General features: G+C 37.3%; 25 protein-coding genes. 4 read left to right on the forward strand and 21 right to left on the reverse strand.

Annotation, left to right across the window (positions count from 1 at the left end):
• Nucleotides 1-27 precede the first annotated feature (27 nt).
• The 19 genes from BM163_RS04485 to BM163_RS04575 form a co-directional block, all read right to left on the reverse strand.
• Complete coding sequence (locus BM163_RS04485) at nucleotides 28-609, reverse strand: hypothetical protein (RefSeq protein ID WP_089800680.1); 582 nt, start codon at nucleotides 607-609, stop codon at nucleotides 28-30.
• 703 nt (nucleotides 610-1312) lie between these two features.
• Entirely contained in the window at nucleotides 1313-2194 is an 882-nt protein-coding gene (locus BM163_RS04490; RefSeq protein ID WP_229675505.1) for a polyprenyl synthetase family protein, read from the reverse strand.
• A complete protein-coding gene (gene xseB, locus BM163_RS04495) occupies nucleotides 2191-2418 on the reverse strand; it encodes an exodeoxyribonuclease VII small subunit (RefSeq protein ID WP_089800682.1) in 228 nt (75 codons plus the stop codon). Before xseB ends, BM163_RS04490 begins: the two co-directional genes overlap by 4 nt.
• Nucleotides 2419-2441: 23 nt before the next feature.
• Nucleotides 2442-3779: an exodeoxyribonuclease VII large subunit gene (gene xseA, locus BM163_RS04500; RefSeq protein ID WP_089800685.1), complete on the reverse strand. Its 1338-nt coding sequence runs from the start codon at nucleotides 3777-3779 to the stop codon at nucleotides 2442-2444.
• 9 nt (nucleotides 3780-3788) lie between these two features.
• Nucleotides 3789-4646 carry a bifunctional methylenetetrahydrofolate dehydrogenase/methenyltetrahydrofolate cyclohydrolase FolD gene (gene folD, locus BM163_RS04505; protein WP_089800687.1) on the reverse strand — a complete coding sequence of 286 codons (858 nt, stop codon included), beginning with the start codon at nucleotides 4644-4646 and terminating at the stop codon, nucleotides 3789-3791.
• Nucleotides 4647-4663: 17 nt separating this feature from the next.
• Complete coding sequence (gene nusB / locus BM163_RS04510; RefSeq protein ID WP_089800689.1) at nucleotides 4664-5044, reverse strand: transcription antitermination factor NusB; 381 nt, start codon at nucleotides 5042-5044, stop codon at nucleotides 4664-4666.
• Between the two features lie 198 nt (nucleotides 5045-5242).
• Entirely contained in the window at nucleotides 5243-5635 is a 393-nt protein-coding gene (locus tag BM163_RS04515; RefSeq protein ID WP_089800691.1) for an Asp23/Gls24 family envelope stress response protein, read from the reverse strand.
• A gap of 41 nt (nucleotides 5636-5676) precedes the next feature.
• Nucleotides 5677-7041, reverse strand: a complete 1365-nt coding sequence (gene accC, locus BM163_RS04520) for an acetyl-CoA carboxylase biotin carboxylase subunit (protein WP_089800834.1) — start codon at nucleotides 7039-7041, stop codon at nucleotides 5677-5679.
• A 16-nt stretch (nucleotides 7042-7057) separates the two neighbouring features.
• The gene (gene accB / locus BM163_RS04525; protein ID WP_089800693.1) at nucleotides 7058-7534 is read right to left on the reverse strand and encodes an acetyl-CoA carboxylase biotin carboxyl carrier protein; all 477 of its coding nucleotides are present in this window, start codon (nucleotides 7532-7534) and stop codon (nucleotides 7058-7060) included.
• 305 nt (nucleotides 7535-7839) lie between these two features.
• Entirely contained in the window at nucleotides 7840-8403 is a 564-nt protein-coding gene (locus tag BM163_RS04530; protein ID WP_089800695.1) for a SpoIIIAH-like family protein, read from the reverse strand.
• Complete coding sequence (locus BM163_RS04535) at nucleotides 8400-8993, reverse strand: SpoIIIAG-related protein (RefSeq protein WP_089800697.1); 594 nt, start codon at nucleotides 8991-8993, stop codon at nucleotides 8400-8402. The genes BM163_RS04530 and BM163_RS04535 overlap by 4 nt, the downstream gene beginning before the upstream one ends.
• Nucleotides 8986-9492 (reverse strand): hypothetical protein, encoded by a 507-nt coding sequence (locus tag BM163_RS04540; protein WP_089800699.1) that lies wholly within the window; start codon nucleotides 9490-9492, stop codon nucleotides 8986-8988. The genes BM163_RS04535 and BM163_RS04540 overlap by 8 nt, the downstream gene beginning before the upstream one ends.
• An 18-nt stretch (nucleotides 9493-9510) precedes the next feature.
• On the reverse strand, nucleotides 9511-10644 hold the full coding sequence (locus tag BM163_RS04545; protein ID WP_170243705.1) for a stage III sporulation protein AE: 1134 nt from the start codon (nucleotides 10642-10644) through the stop codon (nucleotides 9511-9513).
• 10 nt (nucleotides 10645-10654) lie between these two features.
• Nucleotides 10655-11044 (reverse strand): SpoIIIAC/SpoIIIAD family protein, encoded by a 390-nt coding sequence (locus tag BM163_RS04550; RefSeq protein ID WP_143088182.1) that lies wholly within the window; start codon nucleotides 11042-11044, stop codon nucleotides 10655-10657.
• Between the two features lie 3 nt (nucleotides 11045-11047).
• Nucleotides 11048-11245 carry a stage III sporulation protein AC gene (gene spoIIIAC / locus BM163_RS04555; RefSeq protein WP_062319188.1) on the reverse strand — a complete coding sequence of 66 codons (198 nt, stop codon included), beginning with the start codon at nucleotides 11243-11245 and terminating at the stop codon, nucleotides 11048-11050.
• Between the two features lie 57 nt (nucleotides 11246-11302).
• On the reverse strand, nucleotides 11303-11803 hold the full coding sequence (locus BM163_RS04560; RefSeq protein WP_143088183.1) for a stage III sporulation protein AB: 501 nt from the start codon (nucleotides 11801-11803) through the stop codon (nucleotides 11303-11305).
• Nucleotides 11804-11808: 5 nt separating this feature from the next.
• Entirely contained in the window at nucleotides 11809-12693 is an 885-nt protein-coding gene (locus BM163_RS04565; RefSeq protein WP_089800708.1) for an ATPase, T2SS/T4P/T4SS family, read from the reverse strand.
• Nucleotides 12694-12814: 121 nt separating this feature from the next.
• Nucleotides 12815-13372 carry an elongation factor P gene (efp, locus tag BM163_RS04570; RefSeq protein WP_089800710.1) on the reverse strand — a complete coding sequence of 186 codons (558 nt, stop codon included), beginning with the start codon at nucleotides 13370-13372 and terminating at the stop codon, nucleotides 12815-12817.
• 33 nt (nucleotides 13373-13405) lie between these two features.
• Nucleotides 13406-14467 carry a M24 family metallopeptidase gene (locus BM163_RS04575; RefSeq protein ID WP_089800712.1) on the reverse strand — a complete coding sequence of 354 codons (1062 nt, stop codon included), beginning with the start codon at nucleotides 14465-14467 and terminating at the stop codon, nucleotides 13406-13408.
• A gap of 179 nt (nucleotides 14468-14646) precedes the next feature.
• Between BM163_RS04575 and BM163_RS04580 the strand changes: the two genes are divergently transcribed.
• A complete protein-coding gene (locus BM163_RS04580; protein ID WP_089800714.1) occupies nucleotides 14647-15009 on the forward strand; it encodes an SA1362 family protein in 363 nt (120 codons plus the stop codon).
• A 74-nt stretch (nucleotides 15010-15083) separates the two neighbouring features.
• Here BM163_RS04580 and mntR read toward each other — a convergent pair whose 3' ends face one another.
• Nucleotides 15084-15509 (reverse strand): transcriptional regulator MntR, encoded by a 426-nt coding sequence (gene mntR / locus BM163_RS04585; RefSeq protein ID WP_089800715.1) that lies wholly within the window; start codon nucleotides 15507-15509, stop codon nucleotides 15084-15086.
• 203 nt (nucleotides 15510-15712) lie between these two features.
• Here mntR and BM163_RS04590 point away from each other — a divergent pair, with 203 nt between their 5' ends.
• Nucleotides 15713-16120 (forward strand): rhodanese-like domain-containing protein, encoded by a 408-nt coding sequence (locus tag BM163_RS04590; protein WP_089800717.1) that lies wholly within the window; start codon nucleotides 15713-15715, stop codon nucleotides 16118-16120.
• 38 nt (nucleotides 16121-16158) lie between these two features.
• Here the strand turns inward: BM163_RS04590 and BM163_RS04595 are convergent, their stop codons facing one another.
• On the reverse strand, nucleotides 16159-16653 hold the full coding sequence (locus tag BM163_RS04595; RefSeq protein WP_089800719.1) for a shikimate kinase: 495 nt from the start codon (nucleotides 16651-16653) through the stop codon (nucleotides 16159-16161).
• A 207-nt stretch (nucleotides 16654-16860) separates the two neighbouring features.
• Here BM163_RS04595 and comGA point away from each other — a divergent pair, with 207 nt between their 5' ends.
• Nucleotides 16861-17838, forward strand: a complete 978-nt coding sequence (gene comGA / locus BM163_RS04600; protein WP_089800721.1) for a competence type IV pilus ATPase ComGA — start codon at nucleotides 16861-16863, stop codon at nucleotides 17836-17838.
• A complete protein-coding gene (locus tag BM163_RS04605) occupies nucleotides 17825-18862 on the forward strand; it encodes a type II secretion system F family protein (protein WP_170243707.1) in 1038 nt (345 codons plus the stop codon). Before comGA ends, BM163_RS04605 begins: the two co-directional genes overlap by 14 nt.
• Nucleotides 18863-18868 lie beyond the last annotated feature (6 nt).

An 18868-nucleotide genomic window follows, 5' to 3' on the forward strand; every position in this document is an offset into this window, starting at 1 on the left:
TCGTTCCTTTTCTGTAATATAATCATATTATTTCTTAATCAGTTTAATTTTAAACCGATGATCTAAGAAGGCTAAAATCTTCCCAGCGACTAAAATAATATTGGTCGCGTATGTCATTGCAATCGACTTCCCTATCGCTTTTCCGCCTACTGTTAAAGCGGCAACAACACTGGTGAGAAAGACATTAATAGTTATTTGAATGAAACTACCTTCCCCATAGCCAAAAAGTCGCGCTAATTGAAGGACCACAATTGCTGACGCTGTACCACTGATAATACCAGAAATATCTCCAACAACATCATTACAAAAACTCGCAAACCTATCAGCGTTTCTCACAATAACTACAGCCTCTTTTGCTCCATAAACTTTTTCAGCTGCCATCGCATGAAACGGTGTTTCAATTGCCGCAGTAGAAGCAACGCCTAGTGTATCAAACAATACACCTAATAACACAATGATAAAAACAATAAACAAGCCAATAAGCCATCCTACTCCACCTAGTACGGAGGATGAGATAACTGAAAAAATTGCCGCTAACACAAAGGTGATAACGGCAATACTTATACTAAACTTGAGCGTTTTTTTTATTTGAGATGTTGCTTTCGCCATAAATATTCTACCTCATTTATATTCTATATGTAGTGGAATGGTCATTTATTAAGTAAAAACTGCGGCTTAGGTCCAGTAGGTTTTCCCAAGCACAAACCAGATGTTGCCATCTTGGCGGTTCCCCTTTAATTGCACCTTAGCTACGTCACCGTACGCTAGACTGGATTGCCACTTAGCCCGCACTATAATCCCTAATAAATGTCTATTGAACAGTCTAGGAGTTTTCCTCAACAACTCTTAACCGCTTCCTAGCCTCTTTTGCAACACCAATTTCATACAGACAACTAACCCTATTTAGTGGCCACCTAAATACAGGCTAGCTAAAAGCTGTAATCCCCTCAGTCATCACTCAAGGCAGGCTACGCTGTCAGTTGGTATCCCAATTGACCCACTTAACAGGTTCATACCCCATTCCGCCATGCTTCTTAGCTAAAAAGGCACGACAGAGATGGGCCTCCGCGGAAGTAGGGTCAACGCCCACATGCCATTGTGGATCGCCCTACAACCTTAACTTCCAGCACCGACCCAAGGCTGGGCGCCTCAAGCCGCCACAAGAAACTTCATCGATGTGCCCTTTGGCAGATTTTTAGCCCTGCCTTCAGAAACGGAGAGCCGACTAGAATACTGCACCATTCCAACTGATTACAGTATAACAAAAATAATAATATTTGACCATTAATTGAAGTTTATCGGTGGCGTAAAATTAATGCTCTCTTTGACTCAATTTTAAGACGTAATCGCGTAACGGCGCATCCATAATACCAGCCAGTGCTAACTGTTTCTTAGTCTCTTCGACAAAGATATTTTTTTCATTTTTAGCCCCACTTAAACCTAACAATTTAGGGTAAGTGCTTTTCTCGTTTAACTCATCACTGCCTACTTTTTTTCCCAATACTTGTTCATCACCAATCACATCTAAAATATCATCTTGAATTTGAAAAGTGAGTCCAATAGCCTTAGCTGCACGCTTTAACGCTTGAATAACGTGGTCAGACTGTCCACTTAAATACGCTCCCATCTCTAAGGCGTAAATTAATAGTTGACCTGTTTTTAAGTCATGCACTTCTTCTAGCTGTTCAAGAGAAATAGTCTTGTTCTCATAAGTTAAGTCATACATTTGTCCACCGACCATCCCACCGGGACCACTCACTTGACTTAGACGTTTCATCGCATGTACCTTTTCCTCATCTGTCAAAAGTTCTGCTTCACTAATAAGCTGAAAGCCGTATGTCAATAGAGCATCACCAGCGAGGATTGCTGTTGCTTCGTCAAATTTTTTATGATTAGTTAACTGTCCTCGACGATAATCATCATCATCCATCGCTGGTAAATCATCGTGAATCAAGGAATAGGTATGTACACACTCAAGCGCAAGACAAACAGGCATTACCTTTTCTGTAGATGTACCGAATGCTTCTGCCGTTAGTAACATGAGCAGCGGGCGCACACGTTTTCCACCAACATTTAACGAATACGCCATCGCTTCTTTAATTTTAAGATTCATAGTTACTTGGTCAAACAACGTCGCCAATTGACTGTCTATCATTGCTTTATAGTCATTTACGATAGCATCAACTGTCATCATTCGCTATCCTCACTATCAAACGCCCTTACTTGGTCATTTTCGTCAATTAAGTCAACAACTTGTCTTTCAACAGACTTTAATCGATCGTCACACCATTTAGAAAGCTCAATTCCCTTTTGATAGTAATTGAGGGCATCTTCTAATGGGACGTCTGCTTCTTCAAGCTTTGTTACAATCGTTTCTAATTCTTTTAATACATCGTCAAATTTACGTTCTTCCGCCATAATTCAACCTCTTTCTGTTTCATTTACTCTTCTTCACTTTCAACGAGACAGTTAAGTGATCCTTTTGAAAGTTTGACACGTATACGCTCACCAACACTTACATCTTTTGCTGTTTTTATCAGTGTTGAATCTTCACGATAAACTAAACTGTAACCGCGTTGCATTGTTTTTAAAGGACTGATTAAATCCAACGCTTCAACAACTTTATCAAAAGCAAATTGTTTCTTGTTGATTTGCTCAAGCATAGCTTTATCTAGCAATGTTTTTTGTTTATTAAAAGCCACTCGTTCTTGTTTTAACCGCTGTTGGAATGCCGTTACTTTTAATCGCTGTGACAAAAAGCCAAGGCTTACTCGCTCATTTTCCAAGCGCTGTTCTATTTTCCTTGATAAGCGCTCTAATAATTGATCGAGTTTCTGTTCTTTTTCCATCACAAGTCTTTTAGGATATTTAAAGGCATAACTCGCCTTTAGCCTTACTAAAGCGTCTGTTCTTACCGTAAGCATTTGTTTCATGCGTTGATCCATTTTAGCTTTGTTGTTAACTAAAGCCTGCTTCACTTGAGAAAGTTCCGGAACAACCGCTACGGCAGCCCCTGTTGGCGTTGGGGCGCGATAATCACTAACGAAATCCGTAATAGTAACGTCTGTTTCATGACCCACACCTGAAATAACTGGAATAACAGACGCTGCAATCGCTCGCGCGACTGCTTCTTCGTTAAAAGGCCAAAGGTCTTCTATTGAACCACCACCACGACCAAGAATAATCACATCTGCTTCCTCAGCCGCATTCACTTGGTTCAACCGTTTCACAATATCTTCTTTAGCTTGATTTCCTTGTACAAGCGTTTGATAGACTGTAACTTTAGCTACGGGATAGCGTGCTTCTAGTGTCGATAATATATCTCTAACAGCAGCCCCTGTTCTCGCAGTCAGAACAGCAATATGTTTTGGGAACTTTGGTAAAGGCTTCTTACGTGAGGCATCAAATAAACCCTCTTTTTCAAGTTTTTCTTTAAGTTGTTCATAAGCCAAATGAAGAGCACCTACACCGTCAGGTATCATTTCGTGGATATATAGCTGATATTTACCTTGAGGCTCATAGACACTTATCTCTCCTCGAACAAGAACGTCCATACCATTTTCAGGTGTGAACGCTAATTGTCGATTATAGCCTTGAAACATAACTGCTTGTATTTGTGCGCCTTGGTCTTTTAAGGTTAAATACATATGACCTCGATTATGGTGTTTAAAATTTGAAATTTCTCCTTTTAACCAAAAGGCACGCAAATGTTGATCTGTTTCGAATTTATGTTTAATATAACGGGTGAGAGCAGTCACCGTTAGCATTTTTTCGGTCATCTAAACACCTTACTTCTTTTTATTATGTGCTTTAGCCGCTTGAATCGTATTCTTCATTAACATCGTAATCGTCATAGGCCCAACACCTTTAGGTACTGGCGTAATATAGGATGAAACTGCTTTAGCAGATTCAAAGTCAACATCACCCGTTAATGTCCCCTCGTTTGTTCGGTTAACACCCACATCAATCACAACAGCCCCTGGTTTAATAAATGATGCATCAATCATTTTTTCTCGACCAACAGCAACAATTAAAATGTCCGCTTGTTTTGTTATGGCAGATAAGTCTTTCGTTCTTGAGTGACAATACGATACTGTCGCGTGTTCATTCAACAGCAATTGGCCTACAGGCTTTCCTACAATATTACTGCGACCAACAATGACCGCATGTTTCCCTGCAATGTCGATGTTTTTTGATTGTAACATCGTAACAATTCCGTAAGGCGTACAAGGCAAAAATGTCTCTTGTTGTGTCAACATACGACCGATACTGATCGGATGAAAGCCATCAACATCTTTACTAGGATCAATCGCTTCGATGATTGCTTGCTCGTTAATTTGTTTAGGTAATGGTAATTGAACTAAAATACCGTGAACGCTTTGGTCATTATTTAATCGCTCAATCAATTCAAGTAAACTTTTTTCTTCTGTTGTACTTGGCAAGCTGATTAATTCAGAATCAATCCCAATAAAATCTGCTGCTTTTTGTTTACCAGAAACGTAAGATTTTGAGGCTGGGTCATCGCCAATTAAGACAACAACAAGTTTAGGACTAATCCCCGATGCCTTTAACTTTGTCACTTCCTCTTTCATTTCTTCACGTAAAGATGCTGCTAATTGATCTCCATAAATAACCTCTGCTACCAAACCGTCATCCCCTTTGTCTATTTATATAATTTAGATAACACACCATTGACGAATTTTCCGGATTTTTCATCTCCGTAAACTTTGGCAAGTTCGACCGATTCATTAATTGCCACACCTACAGGTGTAGCTAAAGCAGAATCAATCTCATGCGTGGCAATACGTAACAATGTTTTTTCTACCATCGCCAAGCGTTTAAATGACCAATGCTCTAATACCTTATCAATCTTTTCGTCAATAATTTGTTTGTTCTCAACAACACCATAGATAAGTGCTGATAAAAATGCATCCATTTCTTCATCTTCCATACTTAATGCAATAGCTTCCTCTACATTAAAATCTTCATTATCTAATGAAAATAGTACTTGAAATGCTTTTTCTCTCGCTAATCGTCGTTTCATTTATATTCTCCTCGTTCAAAAACAAATTCTTCTCCACTAAGTTTTTATCTTATCACACATCCTCAATGTTGATAAGCAGAATTAATGATAAAACAACAATTAATTACTAAAAGTCATTAACACATAACCAAACCACTTAGAATGAATGGGTAGAGAAAAGGAACATGTCAACAAACACATGCTCCTTTTCTTAAGTTCTTATTCCTTTACTTGATCGTCTTGCTCTTTATCCATTTGCACTCCGACAACATGTACGTTGACTTCTTGAATATCTAGAGCAGTCATATTTTTTAGCGTCTCTCGGATATTCGTTTGTACTTTTTGAGCAACGACTGGAATTGTCACACCATAATCGAGAACAACGAACACATCAATAGCAACACCGGCATCCGTTAATTCAACTTTAATGCCTTTACTGTGTGATTTTAATCCGAACTTTTCCGCTACACCTACAGCAAAATTCCCACGTGTTGAATAAACACCTTTAATTTCGTTTGTAGCAATACCGGCGATGACTTCGATGACATCAGGCGCGATTTCAACTTTACCTAATTTTAAATCTTCACTTACTTTCAATGATTGTTCACTCATTTGAATCGACCCCTTTAATGTTAATCGAGTTGTTCTTCCGCTTAGTCGTCGCTTCGTTCGTCCATAATTGGATAATCTTCCAAAAATTTAGTGTTAAAATCTCCCGACAAAAAGACAGGATGTTGCATCACCCGCTGGTGAAATGGCACGGTCGTTTTTATACCTTCGATGAAATACTCATCTAGTGCACGCTTCATTCGGTTGATTGCCTCAATACGGGTCTTTCCGTGGACAATCAATTTCGCTACCATCGAATCATAGAAAGGCGGAATCTTATACCCTGGATAAACAAAGGAATCAATTCTTACACCTAATCCACCAGGCGCCAAATATGATTCAATTTGTCCCGGCGTTGGCATAAACGACCTGAATGGGTCTTCTGCATTAATACGGCATTCTATCGCCCATCCGTTAAAAACCACTTCTTCCTGAGTAAGGGATAATTTTTCACCACTTGCAATCAAAATCTGCTCTTTTATTAAATCGACGCCTGTAACCATTTCTGTTACGGGATGCTCTACTTGGATCCGCGTATTCATCTCCATAAAGTAAAACGTCTGTTTTGCTTTATCAAAGATAAACTCCACCGTACCAGCACCTGCATAATCAACTGCTTTTGCAGCATTAACTGCTGCTAGCCCCATTTCTTCACGCGTCTTTTCATTAATAGCTGGTGATGGTGTCTCTTCAATTAATTTTTGCATTCGACGTTGGATAGAACAATCTCTCTCACCTAAGTGTATCACATTTCCAAAGTTATCGGCTAGTACTTGTATCTCTACATGTGAAAAATCTTCTATAAACTTTTCAATATAAACGCCAGGATTACCAAAAGACTTCTCTGCCTCTTGTTCGGTTACACGAATCGCTTTAAGCAAACCTTCTGGTTCACGCACGATGCGAATGCCTTTACCACCACCACCAGCTGTAGCTTTAATAATAACAGGAAAGCCGATGCGATTAGCGACAGTGATTGCTTCTTCCTCTGAATGTATGATGCCCTCAGAACCAGGAACAACTGGAACACCAGCTTGCTTCATTGTTTCACGCGCCACATCTTTTGTCCCCATTTGTTGAATGGCATGAACACTTGGACCAATAAAGGTAATATGGCACTTCTCACAAATTTCTGCAAAATCTGCATTCTCTGCTAAAAAACCATAACCAGGATGAATTGCGTCAACTTCCGTTAAATTTGCTACACTCATAATGGCCGTAAAATTTAAATAACTGTCTTGACTATTGGCTGGGCCAATACAATATGCTTCGTCTGCTAATTGAACATGTAGTGATTCACGGTCGGCTTCAGAGAAGACGGCAACAGATTTAATCCCCAATTCTTTACACGCGCGAATAATTCTTACCGCAATTTCACCACGATTAGCAATGAGTACTTTTTGTATCATCATTTAGTCTCCCCCTCTACTTTGTTTTTATGCCAAATAGAGGTTGATTGTATTCAACAAGTTCGCCATTTTCCGCTAAAATTTCTACAATTTCACCGTCAACCTCTGCCTCTATCTCATTAAATAATTTCATAGCCTCAATTGTACAAAGGGTTGTATTTTGTCCAATAACATCACCGACGCGCACATATGGTTCACTTTCAGGTGAGGCTTGTAAGTAGAATGTACCTACCATCGGTGATTTAAGCACATGGTCATATGCTGGTTCTGATATGTTTAGATCAGTTGCTTCTTCCTCTTGTTGTGTTTGGATTGGAACTGACTGTGGCTCTGGTGATGCCTGATATACTAGGGGGTGTTGTGAAGGCGCCATAGATGACGTCATCTGTTTTTTAAGTTTTAACTTTTGTCCTTCTTGTTCTAGTGACAATTCATTAACCGTTGATTGATCTAATGCTTCAATAAGCTGTTTTAATTCTGATATAGTAAACATTGTTTTGACACTCCTTATTAGTTTCGTTTCGAATTTATTACTTATTTTTAATAACAGGTACTAAATCTTACTCTTAACATTTTAGTCTATGTTCACAAAAAGTTCAACACGCGATTGAAAATTCTATAATGAACAGCCTACATCCTTTATATACATTTTATCATGTAGCTCATACTTTTTTATAGTGAAAACTGTCAAAAACATAAGTAAATGAGCTTTTGACAGTTAGATATAACAGATTATTAAGTATTCTTTTTAATATTCAACACTCGATGCCTACTATAGAAAGTTACGGTAATATTCTATTAATTATTCTCGTCAGATTCAGGAGGATAATGTTTAATTTCTACTCTGATTGGACCAACCTCATCATAAATATCTCGCATCACTTGATTGGCTGTTGTTTTCGTTAATACTTCGGTTCTTATTGAAACAACAACAGCTTCATCTAGTGTTCTTACTAACACATCATTAAATTCGTAGCGATTTTTCAAGGTCTCTTCTAGAATGATTTCATTCGTTTCAAGTTGGTTAATGCGATCAATCTCTTCAAAAGCTTGCCACTTTTCATTTGATGAGATATCAGACTGTGCAAGAACAGTCTCCAACTGTTCTAAACGTTCCCCGCGTTCAGCACTCATCTCTAATCGAATAAACGAGAATAAATCATCTTCCATCGCACTCGGAACTAAGTCTTTTGAACCTTCTTGTGTTATTGTTTCTTGTGGGTCATTTGGAACCAATGACAGTTCATCTTGATGAGGAGTCAATGATAAGAAACTATCGTCTGTTGATTGGTTTAAATAATATACACTTAAAACAACCATTAAACTAAATAGCGTCAATAACCAAACCGTTTGTTTTTTCATTTCGATCTTCCTCCTTTAAATTGAACCGCTACGCGGTGGGGGCTGACTGATAAATATTTACTCGCTATATCTGTATAGCTCTTTTTCAAAGCGTTGCTATAAGGACCTTCAATAACTATAAGAACACCTTGCACTTTCGGTTTCGTCGTTTCAAATTCCACGGGTGATCGACTTCTATCTTTCTCTTCCATGACCACAGTCGATTTATCATTTTTTGTTGATTGCTTATCTTGACTATCATCATGAGTAGTAGTACGTGTCTCAGAATAGGTCACGTCCATATTCATTAAATAATGTGTTATTTCCGTACCGTCAAAATTGATGAGGACATCCACAACAGTTTCATCCCCAAATACACTTAACGCTTCCTTTAAGCGTGTTTCATAGTATGTCTCTAACGTATAAAACGGTTGAACATTCCATGATTGATCACTATGTTCTGTCTGAGTCGTCGTACTTAGCGGGAGAAATCGATTTAACATGAACATTATTATGATAACAACTAACAAAAAGACTATTTTTTTTATTTGTTCGTCCGGCGATTGTTGAATAAACTGTTTCACATAAGCAAAAATGGACACTTTATTCACCTTTCTCACTCCCTTGCAGTTGAAACGATACGTCAACCGTCAGCATGTGATAACGTTCCATCAGATAAGTCTGTAGCCTGGTCTCATAGATCTGTTGATCCGTCACTTCTCCATCAACTGTTATTAGCATGTTAAGCGAATGGGTATTATCTTGAAGTGTCATCTCAATATGAAGAATGTTTAATGGTAATTGTTCTGTGAGAAAGGCACGAGTATCTAATTCAATTTGAGCGAGTGATGATTGAACAAGTAAATCCTCTCCTAGCTGTTGGTATTTGTCGTGTATGTAATCATCAGCAACTACAGATTGCAACGACTTTGTAACATCTATTGATACATAACCGATCCACTCGGATAAAGAGAAAGCGATCGTTAAAATGAAGATCATGTAGAGTGTGTGTTCAATTATGGATTTGTATCGATGATTTGGTATCATTGCCCTGATAAGCGCGATAAATAGCGCAAGAATCACCCATTGCATCAGTTGTTCTTTAAGCACAAATAATCCCTTCTTTGATCAGGTTTTAAAAAATTGGGCAAAAAGAATAATAACTAAAATGTTACCCACAAACAAAAAACTAAAAGTCATCAGCGCGTGCAAAAACAGCTTTATAGTTCTAATCAACACAGTTAATGCCATTGATATTTCAGAACGGTTAAACGCCTGAATTAAACTATCAAAGAGGAGTAAAACGAGATAAATGCTCACTATTTTTATCAAAGGGATTGCCACTAAAATAAGCAGTGTCATCACACCATAAACACTTAAAGCATCTCGTAAAATATTTAAAGTTAAGAAAGCCACTTCCGCTGTCTCTTTAAACCAATGTTGGGTCATCGAATACACTTGACTTAGCAAATGCTTTCCTTGCATGAAGGATAGGCGCGTCTGAAAGAAGCGAAAACTACTGCTTAGCATGAGAAAAGAAAAATAAATTTTTAAGCACAAGGAAAGGATTAGTTTTAAACCGTGCGTCATTTTTTCACCTACGTATTCTAAGGCCTCTAATTTAGATAATTGACCTAAAACAGAAGCTAAAAACTGCCATTGAATAACGGGTAAGATGACGTGCTTTAGAAAGTTTAAAGCCAAAGGCAACAACAATATCTGTTGCGGTTTTAACGAACTAACCATCGACAATGGTTGGGTTGTCACAGCTAAACCGTTTATAGATGAGAGTAAGACGATAACAAAACCATACATTGTGTCTATCGTCTCAATAACAGTAGCAGATACATAAGATTCAATTGTCACTAATTCCTTTACTATTAATAATTTTAAAGCCAATACACTCACCGACTTAACAAGCGGCGGTAATCCTTCTGAAAAATAGCCGCTGAAAATCAAGCCACATAATAAATAGACGATAATGGTTTGCATTGATTGAAAACTTTTGACTGTTTCATCAAAAAACATGTGAACAAGTGATTGTATATAGTGACTTAATGAAAACGTTGTATTACCAGCAAGGTACTCACTTAACGACCATGGCTGATCAGTTGATACCGTTAAATCATGTGTGAGTTCTTCAATTAAACTTTGATAAGATGACGCATCTAATGGCTCACTTGCAAGAACGACGGGCATAAAGCTTATAAATACCATTAGACACATTAACAGCAACATCAAGGACCTTTTTTTTTGCGACATGTTATCTCCTTCAATCCAGCAAAGCAACGATAAATACAAGGACATCTTCAATGACAGGCACAGCAATGACTAAGAGCATCACCATCCCTACGAGTTCCACAAGTAATCCAAGTGCTTCAGAGCCCGTATCTTTAAGTAGTAACTGAAAAAAGTGAACAATATAACTGATACTCATCATTTTTATAATCGTGACCAAATACGTTGTTTTAACTCCGGACATGACAATAAACTGATGTAACAGATTAAACACATGTGCAAGTGGCTCGATTATGTATAGATAAACAAAGATAAATACGACAATGCCAATCGCAAAACTAAATAACGGGGCCTGGTCCTTTAATAAGAGTCGAAATAAATGTCCTACAACGATGAGTAAAATGAGGCGTAGCCATTCCATCATCACTTAAAAAAGAAACACTTGTTGGATCCGGTTGAATAACTGCAACAATTGGTTAATCACCATCATCAGGACAATGATGAAACCAACCAGTGTAATAAATTGCGCATATTCTTCTTTACCCAACTGTTTTAAAATAGTATGAATCATGGCTACAATAATACCAATACCGGCAATTTGAAATATGATAGTTGTGTCCCCCATCACTGGCCTCCCTTCTGTTATAAACCTACCTTTCTTTCAGCAAAAAGCGGTTTTCGCTTACCACAATAAAATGACACACATGCCGCCGATTAAAATACCTGTTAGAACATATAGATGTAATTTCTGATCAACTTTTTTTAAGAGTGTTTGATATTCAATCTCAAAGTAATCGATTAGAAATTTTAAGTGTGCCATTTGAATATCCATGCTTACTGTTCCTACCGTCCGACTAAATTCCTCCAATATAACAAAATCACTGCGTGTCAAAGCTAATACTCCTTGATATTGATGTAGTGTCTCACTAAATCGGTGAGCAAATGTCCCTTCTTGACGAATAACATCGGCTATAAAGGTCGAAAACCTTCCCCGATAGTGACGACTATATTCAAGCAAGTAATCATCAATAAGCTTTTGATGGTAAGACATTTCTCTGTGTAGCAAACGGAAAAAGTGTTGGCAATCTTTTAACGTATGTTGTCTCGTGTTTAATTGAGCGGCTTTAAGGCAACCTAGTAGCGTCGTGCAAGTAAAAACTAGCACCAAGAGGATGACAGACATGTCTTTCACACACTTTCTTTAAGATTGATTAGTTGAAGTTCTCCCTTTTTTGTCGAAGAAAGAACGATAACACGATCAAACAATCGTTCTGAGAGTAAGACTTTAAAAAACATACGAGAAGCCAGGTCTTGATAACTTGATGCATGCGCTGTACAAATAAGGCTGATTCCTGCCTTCATGCCATCTAAAAGAGCGGTGACATCATGATTAGTTGCTATTTCATCTACGATGATAATATCTGGTGACATGGAGCGAATCATCAATGGAATAGCAAGATGTTTCGGACAACCAGAGAGGTGATCGACTCGTGCACAGGCATTTGGTTTACTAAGGAGTGGAGGCATTATTTCTTTTCGTTCATCGATGACACAAATCTTTTTAGAAAAGGGCGAAACATCTTGACTAATTGATTGAACCAACATTCTTAATAATGAGGTTTTACCCGCGTTAGGCGGACCGATAATAAGCGTACTAGCATACTGTGAATCGACAAATAGCTGGCGATGAGAGATGTTAAAAGATATACGCTGCAATTGATGAATACGTATGTTTAAAGAAGTGATAATCTCAAGGTGGTCAATTCCTTGATTATTCATAATGATATCTCCCGCTAGTCCGACACGATGCCCCCCAGGTAAAGTAATAAAACATTCTTTTAATTCTCTAGCATAACGATACCGCGAAGATACAAACAAGTTATCCAGCAGCTCTTTAAACACGTGCTGATGCATCTCATATGGCAATAATTGATACCCCCGTTTATACATACATTCCAGTGGTTGATTAAGACGTGCGCGAATCTCTTCGATGGCTCCTAATGGCTTCTCATATTTTTCGATTAAATCAATGACATCCTTTTGAAATAAAACGTGCACATCTTTTGGTAGCATGACATCCTCCCCTATAAACCATATCCTATCGATATAGCTTATGCGAGGAAGTCTTTAAACATGAAAAAACACATCAAACAATTGTTAGTGTCCTCACAATTGTTTGATGTGTTATGTTGTTTTAAGCTCTAGAAACGTATTTACCGTCCGTTGTGCTGACAATTAAGCGATCCCCTTGGTTAACAAAGAAAGGCACTTGAACTGTTAGTCCTGTTTCCATAATGGCTGGCTTCGAACCTCCACTTGCCGTATCACCTTTGATTCCTGGTTCTGTTTCAGCTACTTCAAGTTCTACGTTATTTGGTAAGGATACTCCTAATATTTCTCCTCCATAAGAGATAACGTTCACTTCCATATTCTCTTTTAAAAACTTTAATTCATATTCAATTTGCTTTTCGCTGAGTTCTAATTGCTCATAAGATTCCATATCCATAAATGTGTGAATTTCACCAGCTGCATATAGATATTGCATTTTTCTATTGTCAATATGTGCCTTGGCTACTTTTTCCCCGCCACGAAATGTTTTGTCTTGGATGTTACCAGAACGTAAACTGCGCAATTTCGAACGTACAAAAGCTGCGCCTTTTCCTGGTTTCACGTGTTGAAACTCAAGTACTTGCCAAATATCATTATCAACTTCAATTGTTAAACCCGTCTTAAAATCATTCACTGAAATCATTTAAATCCTCCTAAATATCTCTTTTATTTCTAACTATACTATAATAAGCTCTTTCGGTGCTTTATTCAAGCTACGATTACCATCTTTCGTCATCACAATATCATCCTCAATACGACAGCCACCAACGTCGGGCACATAAATACCTGGTTCTACAGTGACAACCATATTTTCTTCCAAGACTATATCCCCTAGCGGTGATAAGCGAGGACCTTCGTGCACTTCCATGCCTAATCCGTGTCCCGTCCCATGTCCAAAGTATTCACCATATCCTTGTTCTTTAATATAATCACGCGTTAATGCGTCCGCTTCTTTCCCAGTCATACCAGGTTTCGTTCCTTTAATACCTCGTAAGTGAGCTTCTAAGACCGTATCGTAAATGTTCTTTAGCTCATCTGAAATTTCCCCGACAGCAAAGGTGCGCGTCATATCAGAACAATAACCCTGGTAAAGTGCACCAAAATCCAGCGTCACAAGTTCTCCTGTCTTAATCTGTTTATCCGTTGCAACACCATGAGGTAAGGCAGAGCGTTTCCCAGATGCAACAATAATGTCAAAGCTTGAAGACGTTGCTCCTTGTTGTCGCATGAAAAATTCTAATTCATTTGAGACCTCAATTTCTGTCATGCCTGGTTTTACAAAGGTTAGAATGTGTTCATAAGCACGATCAGAAATGGCAGCTGCTTGCTCCATAATCTTCAGTTCATCTTCCGTTTTTATCATGCGTATCGTCGCAATAATACCTGAAGTAGGAATAAGATCCACACCAATTTCATCCGCATAAGTTTTATACGTTTGATACGTCATATCATCTTCTTCAAAACCAACATTGTTTATGTTTAATGCTTCAATAATTTCCGCTATTTTTTTTATTAACGATTGTTTATGCTCTATTACGTCATAACCAACTGCTTGCGCTGTTGCTTGTTCCATATATCGAAAATCCGTAATAAATAGTTGTTTATCTTGTGTAATCAAAACCACACCCGCGGTACCAGTAAAGCCACTTATGTATCGGCGATTGAAAGGATTTGTTACGATTAAACCATCGATTTCACGCTGCTTGAGCGTATCACGCAGTCTTTTTATTTTTTCCATTTTGTCACTTCCCTTTTATTAATTAACCTATATAGTGTATCATATTATATGCTGTTTTTATAGTTTCATATCCGATCGCGACAGGATAAGTTTTTTGAAAATATTAAAGGTTTAAGGATTAAAAACAGTGTAACTTGGGAAAAGTAGTAATACATATACTAGACAAGGAGAGGGTTAATATGAAGCGACATCAACCAATTTGGATGTACATCCTATTTGGACTTGCTGTAGTAGGTTTAGTTTCCACATTCCTAACGGATTTTAACAGCTTAATTAGAAATATTATAATAACCGCTATAACCATCGGAATTATTTATGCTATTGTCCATACTTTCTTTTTAAAGCGCCACAACTCAAATGAAATAAAAAAGTACCGTAAAGCAGTGAAGCAATCAAAGAAAAAGTATGCGCAAAAACCGACTGGAAGTTATGCACAAGCAAAGAAAAGACCCGTAAGCAAACATAAAAAAAGACATAAAAAAACTTCTCACTTACGCGTGATTGATGGGAATAAAGATACTCATAAAAAAATGACATTATAAACTATAATAAATGCCGGTGAAGTTTAGTCACAAAGTACGTTTTACTTTGCGACTATGAACTTGACCGACATTTTTTATTCTTTCGATAGTTGTTTTTCTCTTAATTCTTTTAATGCTTGCTCCCGCTTTTTATCTGCTTCAAAGTATTGCACCAAATCACCAATACGATCGATAGAATTCCAACTTAAATGATGCTCAATCCCCTCTACATCATCATAAATATTTTCCTTATCGACACCGATAATTTCTAAAAATTGTTCTAACAAATCATGTCGATAAACAAGACGTTTACCTATTTTTTTACCTTTTGCGGTTAAGATTAATCCGCGGTATTTCTCATAATTCAAGTATTCGTCTTTATCTAATTTTTTTACCATCTTAGTTACAGAGGAAGGATGAACAGATAGAGCATCAGCGATATCAGAGACTCGCGCATAGCCTTTCGATTCAATTAATAAATAGATTTGTTCAATATAATCTTCCATACTAGGTGTTGGCATCATCATCCCTCACTTTCTATTATACATCTTAATTTTAAACAGCACATTCAAGCTTACCATTTTATTTTATCATAAGTAAAGCTTCGTTTGCAGAATTAATCAATTAGTCACATGAAATGTACATTTCACTTAAAAGAAAACGGTTCACTTTTTCGGTGAAAAGTCGTATAATAGACGCAGACTGAAAAAAAGGGGATTTTACTATGAATTATACACTTGCGCTTGCCTGGGATTGGATTGCACTTCTTGTCCTTGCTTTAGCCTACATCGGTTATACACTCTATCGATACTTTAAAACAAGAAAAATACTCACAACACTCTCAGAAGAAAATTTTAGAGAAGGCTATCGTAAAGCCCAATTGATTGATGTACGCGAACAAAAAGAATTTGATGGCGGACACATTTGGGGCGCGCGAAATATTCCTGTTACACAATTAAAACAACGCATGAAAGAGCTGCGCAAAGATATGCCTATTTACCTTTACTGTCAATCTGGTTCACGATCTCAGCGTGCTGCTTGGTTACTTTACAAAAATGGTTACACCGAACTTTATGACCTAAAAGGTGGCTATAAAGATTGGAAAGGTAAAATTAAAAAAACATCGAAATGACCAACAAGACAAGCTCATCCTATTTGGATGAGCTTGTCTTATTTATGAATATTTTCTAATATAGCTTGTGCGATATTTTCAGGCGAGCGATAAGTCGTATTAATGACAAATTGACTGACTTCTTTATAAAGTACTTGCCTATGATCAAATAGTTGCTTTTTCACTTCTAAGTCTTGATGCCATAATGGACGTTCTTGATCATCTTTTAAGCGTTCAACAATTTCCGTCCACGCCGTTTCAAGAAAAACGACATACTGTTGTGATAGAATATTGCGATTGTCTTCTCTTTCAACAATCCCGCCTCCCGTTGAGATGATGCCGGTTTGTTTTGTAGTTTCTAATAGCGCATCATGTTCAAGTTTTCTGAAAAATGCCTCCCCATGTGCGTAGAAAATGTCAGAAATACGTTGTCCCGCTTTTTGTTCGATAACCTTATCTAAATCAAACATTGACATCTTTGACACTTTTGCTAATGCCTTAGCTACAGTTGATTTTCCACTTCCCATAAATCCTACCAAATAAATTCGTTGCATACAGCTCCCCCTTTTTAAATTTAATGCATTTAAATATTATCTGAATAATTATACATTTTTTCAGGAAATAATACTACCTGCCTGAAATTGTCGCTAGAAACTTCGTCAATTTCAAAATAATACTTCATGAAACAGCTCTCACACGCTTGCCGTCTGTGGTTTTTTCACCTATTATCGTAACCAACAATAGATTATAGAGGTGAAGGCATGTATAGTTCAGATCGTTTCTTAAATAATGTTATTTTATTTGCGCTCAAAGAAAATGTTACCGATATTCATTTTGTCCCCTGTGACACATCAACACATGTTTATTTACGCGTACACGGACAGCGTCATATATATAAAACGCTTTTATTACCTCACTATAAAGCACTACTAAACCATTTGAAATTCCAAGCGCAAATGGATGTTGGTGAAACTAGATTACCACAAGATGGTGTCGTAACATTGAATGTCGAAGATACGAAACTCGACTTAAGACTTTCTACACTACCCGTAAGACAAGAAGAGTCTTTAGCTATAAGAATATTACCTCATAATGATATACTACCACTAAATAAACTACTTTTATTTAATTATCAAGTAACAAGACTGAAATCTTTGATTCAAAAACCTTCTGGTATTGTCCTGCTAACAGGTCCAACTGGGTCGGGAAAAACAACCCTCTTATACAGTCTAATTGAAACGCTTTTAAAAGAGCAATCTTACCAAACCATCACACTTGAAGATCCCATAGAAAAAGATTTAAACCATTTTGTACAAGTGCAAATAAATGAAAAAAGTGGCATGACATATCAAACCGGCTTAAAAGCAGCCCTAAGACACGATCCCGATATATTAATGGTAGGAGAAATTAGAGATCATAAAACAGCTGCTTTTGTTTTTCACGCTGCTTATACAGGGCATCTTGTTTTTTCGACTTTACATGCAAAAGATGCCAAAGGCACAATTCATCGTTTAATAGAAATGGGCATCAAGCCCGTTGATCTTACGCAAAACCTTTTAGCGATTTGCGCTACTGAGCTCATTTCAATTAATCATAAAGAACATCCCCGGGCTGCTATAATTGAGTTTTTAACTGGGGCATCTCTGCTTCAATATTGCGAGTCTCAACACACATCTCTTGCGAGTGATGTGACTTTCGGGCAGCTAAAACGAAAGGCTTATGCTTATGGTTTTGTTTAAAACTAAACATAAAGATATAACAATCCAAAATCAACTCTTAATGATGACGCGGCTTTGCACATTATTAGATGCACATTATTCGTTAAAAGAGGCGTTAATTATTATGCGTTTTAATACAAGTCATAAAAAAACAATTGATTATATCCTTCAATCATTAAGTAATGGTCACACATTAGACAGCACATTAAAACGACTAAGCTTCCACCCTCAAATCGTGAGCCATACCTACTATGGATTATTGCACGGGGAACTAGCTAGTGGCATCCATCAAGCTCTTGAACTCATTAAAAAAAAGCACCAGTTAAAACAACAACTCATCAAAACTATTCGGTACCCACTTGTTTTAATTTCAGGTTTTCTTCTTATGCTATATTTTATCCAACACTACATTTACCCAAACTTTTTACAACTCTTTAGTACAGGTCAGTCAGAACCAACAATAATCACATTGGCATTATTTCTTGTGTCAAAGTTATTTGTCATTTTACGCTTCAGCTTAATTTTTCTACTACTTTTGTCCATAATCTCTTTTATCGTCTACCGACAAACATCGGTAAAACAGCAAATGTATTTAATACGTTGCATGCCACGATTATTAAGAATATGCGCTTACTACAACAGTGTGACTTTTGCTATGCATTATAAAAGTTTATTAGCTGCACATTTTTCAGCGAAAGAAGCACTAGGTCATTTAATAGATTCAAACAACAACAGCTATTTTTCTCAATCTGTCTCAGAACTAGCTGATTCACTTGCAGGTGGTTCTACCCTGTATAATAGTTTAATTCAGCATGATTTTTTCAATGAAAAACTGAGTTACTTATTTATGACCAATGAAGCACACCAATTACTTACTACATCTCTTAATATCTTTGTGAAGGAGGCGATTGATGATACAACATTTATGATTGAAAAAACGCTTCAGTATATCCAACCCATTATCTTTTCCTTGATCGCTGTCAGCATTGTGCTCATTTACTTATCCTTACTATTGCCAATGATTGACATGATGCAAACTATTTAGGAGGAC

It is taken from the genome of Halolactibacillus alkaliphilus, assembly GCF_900115465.1.
Taxonomy (GTDB): domain Bacteria; phylum Bacillota; class Bacilli; order Bacillales; family Amphibacillaceae; genus Halolactibacillus; species Halolactibacillus alkaliphilus.

Coding starts and splice junctions, on each gene's coding strand:
- BM163_RS04485 (WP_089800680.1), bottom strand. CDS start 609: ATGGCGAAAGCAACATCTCAAATAAAAAAAACGCTCAAGTTTAGTATA.
- BM163_RS04490 (WP_229675505.1), bottom strand. CDS start 2,194: ATGATGACAGTTGATGCTATCGTAAATGACTATAAAGCAATGATAGAC.
- xseB (WP_089800682.1), bottom strand. CDS start 2,418: ATGGCGGAAGAACGTAAATTTGACGATGTATTAAAAGAATTAGAAACG.
- xseA (WP_089800685.1), bottom strand. CDS start 3,779: ATGACCGAAAAAATGCTAACGGTGACTGCTCTCACCCGTTATATTAAA.
- nusB (WP_089800689.1), bottom strand. CDS start 5,044: ATGAAACGACGATTAGCGAGAGAAAAAGCATTTCAAGTACTATTTTCA.
- BM163_RS04515 (WP_089800691.1), bottom strand. CDS start 5,635: ATGAGTGAACAATCATTGAAAGTAAGTGAAGATTTAAAATTAGGTAAA.
- accC (WP_089800834.1), bottom strand. CDS start 7,041: ATGATACAAAAAGTACTCATTGCTAATCGTGGTGAAATTGCGGTAAGA.
- accB (WP_089800693.1), bottom strand. CDS start 7,534: ATGTTTACTATATCAGAATTAAAACAGCTTATTGAAGCATTAGATCAA.
- BM163_RS04530 (WP_089800695.1), bottom strand. CDS start 8,403: ATGAAAAAACAAACGGTTTGGTTATTGACGCTATTTAGTTTAATGGTT.
- BM163_RS04545 (WP_170243705.1), bottom strand. CDS start 10,644: ATGTCGCAAAAAAAAAGGTCCTTGATGTTGCTGTTAATGTGTCTAATG.
- BM163_RS04550 (WP_143088182.1), bottom strand. CDS start 11,044: ATGATGGAATGGCTACGCCTCATTTTACTCATCGTTGTAGGACATTTA.
- spoIIIAC (WP_062319188.1), bottom strand. CDS start 11,245: ATGGGGGACACAACTATCATATTTCAAATTGCCGGTATTGGTATTATT.
- BM163_RS04560 (WP_143088183.1), bottom strand. CDS start 11,803: ATGTCTGTCATCCTCTTGGTGCTAGTTTTTACTTGCACGACGCTACTA.
- BM163_RS04565 (WP_089800708.1), bottom strand. CDS start 12,693: ATGCTACCAAAAGATGTGCACGTTTTATTTCAAAAGGATGTCATTGAT.
- efp (WP_089800710.1), bottom strand. CDS start 13,372: ATGATTTCAGTGAATGATTTTAAGACGGGTTTAACAATTGAAGTTGAT.
- BM163_RS04575 (WP_089800712.1), bottom strand. CDS start 14,467: ATGGAAAAAATAAAAAGACTGCGTGATACGCTCAAGCAGCGTGAAATC.
- BM163_RS04580 (WP_089800714.1), top strand. CDS start 14,647: ATGAAGCGACATCAACCAATTTGGATGTACATCCTATTTGGACTTGCT.
- mntR (WP_089800715.1), bottom strand. CDS start 15,509: ATGCCAACACCTAGTATGGAAGATTATATTGAACAAATCTATTTATTA.
- BM163_RS04590 (WP_089800717.1), top strand. CDS start 15,713: ATGAATTATACACTTGCGCTTGCCTGGGATTGGATTGCACTTCTTGTC.
- BM163_RS04595 (WP_089800719.1), bottom strand. CDS start 16,653: ATGCAACGAATTTATTTGGTAGGATTTATGGGAAGTGGAAAATCAACT.
- comGA (WP_089800721.1), top strand. CDS start 16,861: ATGTATAGTTCAGATCGTTTCTTAAATAATGTTATTTTATTTGCGCTC.
- BM163_RS04605 (WP_170243707.1), top strand. CDS start 17,825: ATGGTTTTGTTTAAAACTAAACATAAAGATATAACAATCCAAAATCAA.